We start from the raw sequence: 12,024 nt of genomic DNA on the forward strand, positions 1-12,024 counted from the left end.
GCCGCCGGTTCAGCCCATGTGCGGGTACGTGTGGTCGGTCGCCGGGACGAAGGTCTCCTTGATCGTCCGCGGCGACATCCAGCGCACCAGGTTGTGCCACGAGCCGGCCTTGTCGTTCGTGCCGCTGGCCCGGGCGCCGCCGAAGGGCTGCTGCCCGACCACCGCGCCGGTCGGCTTGTCGTTGATGTAGAAGTTGCCGGCCGCGTACCGCATCTTCTCGGCCACCGCGTCGACCACCCGGCGGTCGGTCGCGAAGATCGACCCGGTCAGCGCGTACGGCGCGATCGACTCGGCCTGGGCGACCGCCTCGTCGAAGCGGGCGTCGTCGAAGACGTGCACGCCGAGGATCGGCCCGAAGTACTCGGTGGTGAAGGTCTCGTGCGCGGCGTCGGAGCACTCGAAGAGCGTCGGCCGGACGAAGTATCCGACCGAGTCGTCGGCGGTGCCGCCGGCCAGGACGCGGCAGGTGTCGTCGTCGTTGATCAGCTCCAGCGCGGCGGTGTGCCGGCTGAACGCCTTGTCGTCGATCACCGCGCCGCCGAAGTTGCGGAAGTCGGTGACGTCGCCGTAGGTCAGCGAGTCGGCGGTGGCGGCCAGCCGGTCGCGCAGCCCACCCTCCCAGAGAGAGCGCGGGACGTACGCCCGCGAGGCGGCCGAGCACTTCTGGCCCTGGTACTCGTAGGCGCCCCGGATCAGCGCGGTGTGCAGGGCGTCCACGTCGGCGCTGGGGTGCGCGACCACGAAGTCCTTGCCGCCGGTCTCGCCGACCAGACGGGGGTAGCCCCGGTAGCCGGCGATGTTCTCGCCGACGGTCCGCCACAGGTGCTGGAACACCTTGGTGGAGCCGGTGAAGTGGATGCCGGCCAGGTCCGGGTCGGCGAGCACGACGTCGGAGACCTCCTCGCCGCGCCCGGTGACCATGTTGATCACGCCGGGCGGCAGGCCGGCCGCCTCGAAGAGCCGCATGGTGAAGTGCGCGGCGAACTGCTGGGTCGGGCCCGGCTTCCAGACCACGGTGTTGCCGACCAGGGCCGGCGCCGAGGGCAGGTTGCCGGCGATCGCGGTGAAGTTGAACGGGGTGACCGCGTAGACGAAGCCTTCGAGGGGGCGGTGGTCGAACCGGTTCCACACCCCCGGCGAGGACTTCGGCTGGGCCTCCAGCAGCTGGCGGGCGAAGTGCACGTTGAACCGGAGGAAGTCGATGAACTCGCAGGCCGCGTCGATCTCGGCCTGGACGGCGGTCTTCGACTGGCCGAGCATGGTGGCCGCGTTGAGGGTGTCCCGCCACGGGCCGGCGAGCAGCTCGGCGGCGCGCAGGAAGATCGCGGCGCGCTCCTCGAACGGCAGCGCCCGCCACATCGGGGCGGCGTCCTTGGCGGCCTTGACCGCGGCGCGGGCGTCCTCGTGGTTGGCATGCCCGGTGACGCCCAGCACGTGCGCGTGCTTGTGCGGCTGGACCACGTTGATCGGCGCGCCGCCGGCCATCCGCCGCTCACCGGCGATGGTCATCGGCAGGTCGATCCGCTCGGCGGCCAGCTCGGTGAGCCGCCGCTGGAGCCGCTCCCGGTCGGCGCTGCCCGGCTCGTAGGTGCGTACCGGCTCGTTGTGCGGCTCGGGTACGGAGAACACGGCGTCCATCACAGGCTCCTGTGCGATCTCGACGGCGGTGGCGAAACCGGACCCGCGGGCACCGACCGGACGGCCGGGGCGCCCGGACACCGCGCGGTGGACCGGTCGCGGCGGCGGGACCTGGGCCGATTCTTCCATGCGACCCCCCTCAGCCCACCCCGCCCCGGCTTCCGCCACCCACGTCGGCCGTTCCGCCGGCCGATCTTCGGGACGGACCACCGCACACCGGACCGTAGGTCGGAACGGCCGCAGAGGCGTCGAACCATCGGCGGGCGGGACAGTGCTCCTGCGATCCTTCGGCAGCCGCCGATCGCCCGGAAGGTGCCTGGCACCCCGCTCAGCCGTCGCCCGTCCGGCCGGCGCCGCCGGTTGGACGGCACCGACGGCCATCGGGCAGGCGCTGCCCGGGGGCGGAGGCGGGCGCGGAGGAGGACACTCGGCGGCGCGTACCCTGGATGGCCGGTGATCTGCCCGGCCGTCGCGGCCGATCCGGCGTCCGTCGAAGGGGAGACGATGAGCAACCAGTCCGGCAGCTCCACGGCCGCGGAACCGGACCAGCCCACGGCCGTCGCGGTCGAGGAGACCGCCCCGGTCGACGAGGCCGTCGCGGCGCCCGAGGGCACCGGACGGGCCACGTTCGCGCCCGGCGCGGTGGTACTCGCCCTGGTCGCCGTCGGCTGGCTGGCGGCGATGCTCTGGTCCACCCGGGCCGCGATCCACTCGGCCGCGGCCGGCGTCACCGCGATCAGCCTCTCCGCGTACGCGCTGCCCGGCGTCATCTCGGCCGCGCTGGTCGCCGGCGCCGCGGTCGCCCTGGCGGTGACCAACCCGCTCGCCCGCCGCACCGAACGCGCCACCCTGCGCTTCCTCGCCGCCGTCGGCGCCGGCCTGCTGGTCGGGCTGGCCGCCGCGGTGGCGCTCAACCTGACCTACGCCGACAACGCGACCACCAACACGATCGCGGGCACCACCGCGGCGGCGGCCATCATCGGCGGCGCGGTGGCCGGCGCCCGCAACGCCCGGGTGGTCGGGGCCATCGCGACCGCCGCGCTGGCCGCGCTGATCTTCGTGGTGGCCTTCAGCCGCGCCCGGGACCCGCTCTCCGACCTGTTCGGCGCGGGCGACACCCAGGAGTCGGTGCTCAGCGCCGCGAAGTGGGTCTCCCGGACGGAGTCCCTGCTGGCCGGGCTGCTCGCCGGACTCGTGGCCTTCGGCTACCTGACCTGGTCCCGCCGCCGGGCGCGCCGGGACCCGGCGGCACCGCAGCCCCGCTGGCCGGCCTACCTGCTCGCCGGGGCGGGACCCGGGCTGCTCCTGCTGCTCACCGAGGTGATCATCCGGATCGGCGGCCGGACGCTGCTCGACCTGGCCGCCGCGCTCAGCGACGCGGACGAAGTCGCGCAGACCGCGCTCGGCACCTCGCGGGTGGACAACGGCATCTGGGTGCTCTTCGTCGGGGCGCTGACCACGCTCATCGCCTTCGGCCGCACCCTCGGCCCGGCGGCCGGCCCGGACGAGGACGAGCCGGCCGAGGGAGCGCGCTGAACCGCCGGCGGTAGCCGGTCAGCGGGCCCGGGCCGCGGTCAGGAGGCCGCGCGCAGCAGCAGGTCCAGCTCGGTCACGTCGTACCACTCCAGCTCGTGGTCCTCCGCGCCGTCGACGACGAACTGGGCGTCCGGGTCGCCGGCCTGCGCCTCGGCGACCACCTCGGCGGCGGCCGCCACGGCGTCCACCGCCTCCGCGCCGTCAACGTGGAGGGCGGCCACCGCGGTCACCGGCACCGGCCCGGTCAGCCGGACCAGGCTGGACCCGAGTTCCCCGTCGACCCGGCCGACCGCGGTGGCCGGCAGGTCCACCGAGACCACCACCCGGCGGCGGGGCGCGGCCGGGTCGGCCCGGAGCAGCAGCAGCGAATCCTGGGCAGCCCGGGTGAAGGCGACGTACTCCAACTCCTCCTCGTCGCCCTCGGCGTACCACTCGCGCAGCATGGGGGTCACCGCGTGCGCCTCGCCGTCGGCGAGTCCCTGCTCGCGCAGCCGCGACAGCATCGGGACGGTAGCCGGCACGTACACCCGGACAAGCTCGTCGGTCACCGGTGTCTCCCCTGCTCAGGCCCGGACCGGCGGACGCCGGCCCCGGGCGCCGATCATGCCGTACGCCGTGACCGTCATACACCTCGCACCCGCCCGGGAGAAGCTCCCCGCCGGCGTGTCCCCCCGGCAGGGGTCGGACGCGCCGGAGAGGCCGCTGGGTTCGCGACGCCACTGATGGCAAACTGAGGCAAACGACGTCAACCCCGGGAGTTCGCGTGGAGCCGAGGTTCCTGCTGCTGTCCGACGTGGCCACGGAACTCAACGTGTCGGACTCGCAGGTCTACCACATGGTGCGCAGCGGAGAGCTGCCCGCTATCAAGATCGGCGGACGGGGTCAGTGGCGGGTCGAGCGCGCCCGGCTGGAGGAGTACATCCAGCAGAAGTACGCCGAGACCGCCGAGTGGGTACGCGGAAACCCGCTCACCGACCGCGACGCCGAGTGACGGGGCATTGACGACGGGCACTTGCCTGCCGGAGACTGGACGCCGTCGAAGGCAAACGAAGGCAAACGTAATGAACAGGGGTTGAGGATGGTCGACACCCGCCGCCCGCTGGCACCGCGCCCGCCGGTCCGCCTCCGTCCCGCGCCACCGCTCGACCCGCCCTGCACCGACGAGGGCGAGCCCTGGTTCCGCCCGGGCGCGGACCAGCTCACCCTCGACCTGTTCGACCCTCGCCGACGCGATCCCGGACGCCCGGCCGGGCGGCACGTCGACGTCCGCCCGACCCCCACCGGGCCCGGGCGCCGGGCGGGCGCGCCACCTGCCGCCCTGGCCACCGCCAGGCCGGAGGCCACCCGGGCGGCGCACCGGTTCGTCCGCACCTTTCTGGAGATCGTCAACGGCTACCGGCCGCCCGGGCAGCTCCGGCCACTCAGCGACCCGGCCGAGGCGACGAAGATCGCGGCGGAGCTGGCCCGCGCCGCCCGACGCGTCGCCCCGGTACGCCGCCGGTCGAGCCGCCCGGTCCTTGGGCTCCGCCGGCTGCGCGTCTGCGAACCACGGGCCGGGGCGGTGGAGGCGGCCGCGGTGCTGACCGGGGCCGGCGGCGACAGCTGGGCGATCGCCCGCCGGCTGGAACACCGCCGCGGCAACTGGCTCTGCACCATCCTCCAGGTCCTCTGACCAGGCCCGGAGCGCTTGGTCGACTCGCTCCCCCTGATCGGCTGACGCGACGGGGGTGGAGACGCGGACGGGCCCCGGCCGTTCCCGGCCGGGGCCCGTCGTATACCGCGGGGTAGCTCAGGCGCCGTTGTTCGGCGCGCCGTGGCAGCGCTTGTACTTGCGGCCGGAGCCGCACGGGCAGGGCGCGTTGCGGGACGGGCCGGCCTCGCCGGCGTCCACCTCACCCGGCGCCGCCCGACGCGCGGTGCTCGCCGCGACGGCCTGGCCGCTCATGCCGGCCGCCGCCGGGCGACGCGGCGACGACGGGTTGGCCGGGGCGGCCGGGCGGGCCGACTTCTGCGGGTTGCCCAGACCGAGGGCCGGCGCCTGCTCCTCGGCCGGCTCGACGGCCACCGCGCCGGCACCAGCCTCACCGTCGATGGTGGGCGCGGAATACAAAAGACCCTGCTGCTGCGGGGCGCGGGAGAGGCCCTTGGCCCGGATCTCCACCGGCTTCTCCAGCAGCTGCACCTCCTCGGCCTCCGGCTCGGGCTCCTCGACCTGGACCTCCAGGTTGTAGAGGAAGCCGGCCGTCTCCTCCTTGATGCCGTCCATCATGGTGGCGAACATGTCGAAGCCCTCGCGCTGGTACTCGATCACCGGGTCGCGCTGGGCGTACGCCCGCAGGTTGATGCCCTCCTGCAGGTAGTCCATCTCGTAGAGGTGTTCACGCCACTTGCGGTCGATGACCTGCAGCAGCACCATCCGCTCGAGCTGGCGTACGCCCTCCTCGCCGAGCGTCTCCTCGCGCCGGTCGTACGCGGCGTGCGCGTCCTCCTTGAGCCGGGCGAGGAGGAAGTCCTGGTCGAGGCCGGCGCGGGAGCCGACCTCCTCCTCCAGCTCCTCGACGGTGAGACTCACCGGGTAGAGCTGCTTGAGGCTGGACCAGAGCTGGTTCAGGTCCCAGTCCTCGGCGTAGCCGTCGCTGGTCGCGCCCAAGACGTACGCGGTGAGCACGTCGTCGATCATGTTGCGGACCTGCTCGGAGAGGTCCTCGCCGTTGAGCACCCGGAGGCGCTCGGCGTAGATGACCTGACGCTGCTTGTTGAGCACCTCGTCGTACTTGAGGACGTTCTTCCGGATCTCGGCGTTCTGGCCCTCGATCTGGGCCTGCGCGTTCTTGATCTGGCGGGTGACCATCTTCGACTCGATCGGCACGTCCTCCGGGATGTTGAAGCGCTCCATCACCGCCTCGACCGCGCCGGCCCGGAAGCGCTTCATCAGCTCGTCCTGAAGGGAGAGGTAGAAGCGGGACTCGCCCGGGTCACCCTGGCGGCCGGCCCGACCGCGCAGCTGGTTGTCAATGCGCCGGGACTCGTGCCGCTCGGTGCCCAGCACGTAAAGGCCACCGGCCGCGGCGACCTCGTCCGCCTCGACGTCGCAGGCCTGCTTCCAGTTCGGCAGGACCTCCTCCATCGCCTTGGCGTACTCCTCCGACTGCTCGACCGGATCGAGGCCGCGCTGGCCCACCTCGTTGGCGGCGAGGAACTCGGGGTTGCCGCCGAGCAGGATGTCCGTACCGCGACCGGCCATGTTGGTGGCGACCGTGACCGCGCCCTTGCGCCCGGCCTGGGCGACGATCTCCGCCTCCTTGGCGTGGAACTTGGCGTTCAGCACGGAGTGCGGGATGCCCCGGCGGCGCAGCAGCTGGGAGAGGATCTCGGAGTTCTGCACCGAGACGGTGCCGACCAGCACCGGCTGACCGGCCTGGTGCCGCTCGGCGATGTCCTCGATGACCGCGTTGAACTTGGCCTTCTCGGTCTTGTAGATGACGTCGGCCCGGTCGAGGCGGACCATCGGCCGGTGCGTCGGGATGGTCACGACGCCGACCTTGTAGACCTTGTTGAACTCGCTCGCCTCGGTCTGGGCGGTACCGGTCATGCCGGAGAGCTTCTCGTAGAGGCGGAAGTAGTTCTGGAGGGTGATGGTGGCCAGGGTCTGGTTCTCCTGCTTGATCTCCACCCCCTCCTTGGCCTCGATCGCCTGGTGCATACCCTCGTTGTAGCGGCGGCCGTGCAGGATGCGGCCGGTGAACTCGTCGACGATCAGGACCTCACCGTCGCTGATGATGTAGTCCTTGTCGCGCTTGTAGAGCTCCTTGGCCTTGATCGCGTTGTTCAGGTAGCCGACCAGGGGCGTGTTCACCGACTCGTAGAGGTTGTCGATGCCGAGCCGGTCCTCGACCTTGGCCACGCCGCGCTCGCTGATGGCGATGGTCCGCTTGGCGTAGTCGACCTCGTAGTCGCCCTCGCCGTCCGTGCCGGGCTGGAGGCGGGCCACCACGCCGGCGAACTCGGAGTACCAGCGGGCCGAGTGCTCGGCCGGGCCGGAGATGATCAGCGGGGTCCGGGCCTCGTCGATCAGGATCGAGTCGACCTCGTCGACCACGGCGAAGTTGTGGCCGCGCTGCACCAGCTCGTCCTTCGACCAGGCCATGTTGTCACGCAGGTAGTCGAAGCCGAACTCGTTGTTGGTGCCGTAGGTGATGTCGCACTCGTACGCGGCGCGGTGCTCGCTGGCCGGCCGGTTGGGCAGCACCACGCCGACGGTCAGCCCGAGGAACTCGTGCACCCGACCCATCCAGGCGGCGTCGCGCTGGGCCAGGTAGTCGTTCACCGTGACCACGTGCACGCCCTCGCCGGAGAGCGCATTGAGGTAGACCGCCATGACCGAGGTCAGCGTCTTGCCCTCACCGGTCTTCATCTCGGCGATGTTGCCGAAGTGCAGCGCCGCGCCGCCCATCACCTGGACGTCGTACGGCCGCTGGCCGAGCACCCGGGCGGACGCCTCCCGCACCGTGGCGAAGGCCTCGGGCAGCAGGTCGTCGAGGGTCTCACCGTCGGCGAGCCGCTCGCGGTACTGCTCGGTCAGGCCGCGCAGCTCGTCGTCCGTGAGGTTGACATAGTCGTCCTCGATCGAGTTGACGGCGGCGGCGATGGCCTTGAGCCGGCGCACCATACGGCCCTCGCCGGCGCTAAGGACCTTTTCCAGAATCGACACGGATCAACGCTCCCCTAGACAGTCTCGAACCATCGTAGGCGCTCCGCCGCGGCGATGGTCACGGGTGGCGGCGGTCCGGCCCGGCGAAACCGACATAACTCGCGGACCACACCCTGACCGGCGGTTATCGGGTTACGCCGAACGCGAACGATCCGGCACGATGGCTCGGGTGGAGTCTGTGGAGATCACCGAGGACGGCCTGCTGCTGCGACCCTGGGGGGCGGAGGACGCCGACGCGGTGCACCGCGCCTGCCAGGATCCGGACATCCAGCGCTGGACCACCGTACCGCGCCCGTACCTTCCCGAACACGCCCTCGGCTTCGTCACCGGGCGCAGCGCGACCGCCTGGGCCGAGGGCACCGGGGCGGAGTTCGCGGTCTGCGACGCGGCCACCGGCGAGCTGCTGGCCGCCTGCGGCCTCGTCTCGATCGACCGGGGCCTGGGCTCCGCCGAGGTGGGTTACTGGACCGCGCCCTGGGCGCGCGGCCGAGGCATCGCGGTGCGGGCCACCCGGGCGGTCGCCCGCTGGGCGTTCGACGCGCTCAAGCTGCGCCGGATCATCTGGCAGGCCGAGATCGGCAACCACGCCTCCCGGCTGGTCGCGCTCCGGGCCGGCTTCCAGGTCTCCGGCGAGCTGCGGCTCGCCCAGCCGGCGGTTGACGGTCGCGCGGAGGGCTGGATCGGCTCGCTGCTCCCCGGCGAGCTGGCCGCGCCGGGCGAGCCCACCCCGATCGGCCCGGACACCCTCCAGGCCCGCCGGGCCGCCGTCTTCGGCCGGCCGCAGCCCGTCCTCTTCGCCACCGTCGGCGCCATCGAGCTGCGGCTGCGCCCGATGGAGGAACGGGACCTCGACGCCGTGGTGACCACCTGCCGCGACGAGGACACCATCCGCTGGACCACGGTCCCCCACCCGTACCAGCGCTCGCACGCCGAGGGCTTCCTGCGGGACTTCGCCGAAGCCGCCTGGGCCCGGGGCACCGGCGTCTACTACGCCATCGCCGACGCCGACGACCGCTACGTCGGCTCCATCGACCTGCGGATCTCGCCCGCCGACCCGCTGAACGGTGACGTCGGCTTCATGACCGCCCCGCACGCGCGCGGCCGGGGCTACATGCCCGCGGCGGTGGGCGCCCTGACCGCATGGGGCTTCGCCGCGCTGGGCCTGGCCCGGATCGAGTGGCGGGCGCTGGCCGGCAACACCGCCTCCCACCGGGTCGCCGAGAAGGCCGGCTTCGCCTTCGAAGGCACCGCCCGTGGCGTGCTGCCCGACCGGGAGGGCAGGGGCGACGCCTGGGTCGCCGCCCTGCTCGCCGAGGACCTCACGTGACGGGAGAAGCCGGCACGACCCCGCGGCTGATCGACGCCCACGGGGTCCGGCTGCGACTGTTCCGCCTCGACGACGTGGCGGACACCGCGGTCGCCTGCGCCGATCCGTTGACCCAGCGGTTCATCTCCGGCATGCCCGACCCGTACACCGAGGAGACCGCCCGCTGGTGGGTCACCGAGGGCGCGCCGGCGGCCTGGACCACGGGCGGCTGCGCGTACGCGATCGCGGATCCCGCCACGGACCGACTGCTCGGCGGCGTCGGCCTGAGCCAGGTGGTGCCCTACCGCGCGCAGGCGGAGATCGGCTACTGGGTGGCGCCGTGGGCGCGGGGTCGCGGGGTGGCGACCGCCGCCGCCCGCGCCATGGCCGGGCACGCCTTCGCCGCCGGGACCGCCCGGCTGGAGCTGCTCACCCACCCGGAGAACACCGCCAGCCAGCGGGTCGCCCTGGCCGCCGGCTTCCGGCACGAGGGGGTACGCCGGTCCGCGAGCCCGGTCCGCAGCGGTGGCTGGCACGACCTGGTCGCCTGGGTACGCCTCGCCGACGACCCGCCCGGACCGGTCGCCCGGCTCCTGCCCGACCTGCCCGACGGCCGGCTCACCGACGGCGTGGTGACCCTGCGCCGGCTGGGCCCGGACGACGTGGACGCGATGTACCGGCTGCACACCCGGCCCGAGGTGGTGGCGAGCCGGGTGCCACCGGTGCCGCCCACCCGGGCGGCCATCGAGCGCCGCTGCCGACGGGCGGAGAGCGACTGGCTGGCCGGCGGATCGGCCGACTTCGCCGTGCTGGACGCGGCGACCGGCGCGATGGCCGGCGGTTGTGCGCTGATCTACGGCGAACCGGCCACCGGCCAGGCCATGCTCGGCTACAGCCTGCTGCCGGAGGCCCGCGGGCGGGGACTGGCCACCCGCGCGGCGGGCCTCCTCGCCGGCTGGGCGTTCGGCATCGGGCTGGCCCGGCTCTGGGCCGGCACCCGGCCGGAGAACGTCGCCTCCCAGCGGGTGCTGGAGAAGGTCGGCTTCCGCCGGGAGGGGCTGACCCGCGGCCGGCTCCCCGGCCCGGACGGCACCCGCGTCGACTCCGCCCTGTACGGCCTGCTCGCCACCGACCTGCCGCCGGCCGACTGAGGCCGGCGACGACGTGGAGCCGTGGTGGTCGCCCACCACGGCTGCACGGCCGGTGTGTGAGGGGTGGTCAGGGGTCAGGCCTCGAGTGAGATGATCCCGTAGTCGTAGGCCCGCCGGCGGTAGACGAGGCTCGGCCGACCGGACTCCTTGTCCTGGAACAGGTAGAAGTCGTGGCCGACCAGTTCCATCTGGAACAGGGCGTCGTCGACGGTCATCGGCTCGGCAGGGTGCACCTTCTCCCGCGCGATGTGCCACGGCTGGTCGTCGTCGTACTCCTCGTAGCTGTCCTCGGGTCGTTCGGCGACCGCGGTGGCCGTCCGGGCGCCGTCGGCGAGCGCAGTGGGCACGGGTTCGCCGAGGCCGGCGACTGGCAGGTCCGCGGTGGCGGCGGCGACGGAGAGCGGCGCGTGCCGCCCCCGGTGGACCCGGCGCCGGTCGGCCGCCCGGCGGAACCGGGTGTCCAGCTTGGCGATGGCCGCGTCCAGCGCGCTGTAGAAATCATGCGTGCAGGCCTCGGCCCGGATCACCGGACCACGTGAGACGCAGGTGATTTCCACCCGCTGGCAATGATCGGCCTGGCGCGGATTGCGCTCGTGGAACAACTCCACGTCAACCCGAATGAGCTTGTGGTCGTAGCGTTCGATCTTCGCGAGTTTCTCGGCTACGTGCACCCGGTAATGATCCGGCACTTCGACGTTACGGCCCTTGACCACGATGTCCACGTGACCTCCCTTGTTCGGACGGTCGTTCGGTTCCGTTACCTGGTCGAGACGCCTGGGAGATCCCCGTTCGGCGTCGACCGGTTCAGTGCGCCTACGCCTCCTCTCACCGCCGGGGGCGGGTGGATAAACCTCCTACCCTCGACAGGAAAACGCTAACTCCTGTTCGAGCGGCCGTCACCCCTCGTTGTCGAGACCGCCCAGGAAATTTCACAGCTCGTACACCAAGGGGTGAAACGGAAACACGAAGCGTCACCAATGGCGTCGTTTTTGCGTTGCGGCGAGCACCGCAGCGACGTTTGGCCTCATTCCCGCCGTGCGCAAGACCCGACTCGCCGCCGCCAGGGTGACCCCGGTGGTGACGATGTCGTCGAGCACCACCACCGCGGTGTCCCCGCCGACCGACGGCGGGGCGCCGAGCCGGCGCAGCCGGAACGCCGAATCCGCCGCCGCGGCCCGACCCGCGCTGTCCAGGGCGACCGAATCCGGTCGGGGCAGCGCCCGCAGCGGTCGGAGCACCCGCACCGGCCAGCCGGCCCCGCGCAGCCGGGCCGCCGCGTGGCCGGCCAACCGGTCGAGGTGGTCGCCGTACCGGGCCCGGGCCGCCGGCGCGGTGTCCGGCACCGGCACCAGTGCCACCGGCCGGGGCCGGTCCACCGCCGCGGCCACCACCTCGGCCAGCAGCGCGCCCAGCGGCCGGGCCAACCCGTGCCGGCCCCGCTCCTTGTACGCGAGCAGCCCCTCCCGCAGCGCCCCCTACGGGCCGAGGGCCACGCAGGGCGGCAGGTCGGGCGGGGCCGGGGTGGGACGCGCCGGGGCGGGACGCAACGATGCCAACTCCTGGACGCAGCCGGGGCAGAAGCCCTGCCGCGTGCCCGGGGCCCGCGCCCCGCAGCCGGCGCACCCGGCCGGCAGCACCAGGTCGGTCAGGTCCGACCAGAGCCCGCCCAGGTCCCGCACCGG

General features: G+C 73.1%; 9 protein-coding genes and 1 pseudogene. 5 read left to right on the forward strand and 5 right to left on the reverse strand.

Going from position 1 to position 12,024, the window contains the following annotated elements; all coding sequences use genetic code 11:
• Positions 1-9: 9 nt before the first annotated feature.
• Positions 10-1,638 (reverse strand): L-glutamate gamma-semialdehyde dehydrogenase, encoded by a 1,629-nt coding sequence (gene pruA, locus SLP03_RS26190; RefSeq protein WP_319463295.1) that lies wholly within the window; start codon positions 1,636-1,638, stop codon positions 10-12.
• Positions 1,639-2,142: 504 nt separating this feature from the next.
• Here pruA and SLP03_RS26195 point away from each other — a divergent pair.
• The gene (locus SLP03_RS26195; RefSeq protein WP_319463296.1) at positions 2,143-3,174 is read left to right on the forward strand and encodes a hypothetical protein; all 1,032 of its coding nucleotides are present in this window, start codon (positions 2,143-2,145) and stop codon (positions 3,172-3,174) included.
• A gap of 38 nt (positions 3,175-3,212) precedes the next feature.
• Here SLP03_RS26195 and SLP03_RS26200 read toward each other — a convergent pair whose 3' ends face one another.
• Complete coding sequence (locus SLP03_RS26200) at positions 3,213-3,722, reverse strand: DUF6912 family protein (RefSeq protein WP_319463297.1); 510 nt, start codon at positions 3,720-3,722, stop codon at positions 3,213-3,215.
• 215 nt (positions 3,723-3,937) lie between these two features.
• Between SLP03_RS26200 and SLP03_RS26205 the strand changes: the two genes are divergently transcribed.
• Both SLP03_RS26205 and SLP03_RS26210 read left to right on the forward strand, forming a co-directional pair.
• Positions 3,938-4,165: a helix-turn-helix domain-containing protein gene (locus SLP03_RS26205; protein ID WP_319463298.1), complete on the forward strand. Its 228-nt coding sequence runs from the start codon at positions 3,938-3,940 to the stop codon at positions 4,163-4,165.
• An 87-nt stretch (positions 4,166-4,252) separates the two neighbouring features.
• Positions 4,253-4,846 carry an Rv3235 family protein gene (locus SLP03_RS26210; RefSeq protein WP_319463299.1) on the forward strand — a complete coding sequence of 198 codons (594 nt, stop codon included), beginning with the start codon at positions 4,253-4,255 and terminating at the stop codon, positions 4,844-4,846.
• A gap of 117 nt (positions 4,847-4,963) precedes the next feature.
• Here the strand turns inward: SLP03_RS26210 and secA are convergent, their stop codons facing one another.
• On the reverse strand, positions 4,964-7,885 hold the full coding sequence (gene secA, locus SLP03_RS26215; RefSeq protein ID WP_319463300.1) for a preprotein translocase subunit SecA: 2,922 nt from the start codon (positions 7,883-7,885) through the stop codon (positions 4,964-4,966).
• 160 nt (positions 7,886-8,045) lie between these two features.
• Between secA and SLP03_RS26220 the strand changes: the two genes are divergently transcribed.
• A complete protein-coding gene (locus SLP03_RS26220; protein WP_319463301.1) occupies positions 8,046-9,212 on the forward strand; it encodes a GNAT family N-acetyltransferase in 1,167 nt (388 codons plus the stop codon).
• Positions 9,209-10,342, forward strand: a complete 1,134-nt coding sequence (locus SLP03_RS26225) for a GNAT family N-acetyltransferase (protein ID WP_319463302.1) — start codon at positions 9,209-9,211, stop codon at positions 10,340-10,342. The genes SLP03_RS26220 and SLP03_RS26225 overlap by 4 nt, the downstream gene beginning before the upstream one ends.
• A 74-nt stretch (positions 10,343-10,416) precedes the next feature.
• On the opposite strand, the gene hpf is transcribed toward SLP03_RS26225, so the two are convergent.
• Both hpf and SLP03_RS26235 read right to left on the reverse strand, forming a co-directional pair.
• Entirely contained in the window at positions 10,417-11,064 is a 648-nt protein-coding gene (hpf, locus tag SLP03_RS26230; RefSeq protein ID WP_319463303.1) for a ribosome hibernation-promoting factor, HPF/YfiA family, read from the reverse strand.
• 249 nt (positions 11,065-11,313) lie between these two features.
• Positions 11,314-12,021: pseudogene (locus SLP03_RS26235) on the reverse strand (ComF family protein).
• Between the last annotated feature and the right edge of the window lie 3 nt (positions 12,022-12,024).

The sequence above is a fragment of the Micromonospora sp. RTP1Z1 genome (assembly GCF_033804685.1).
Taxonomy (GTDB): Bacteria; Actinomycetota; Actinomycetes; order Mycobacteriales; family Micromonosporaceae; genus Micromonospora.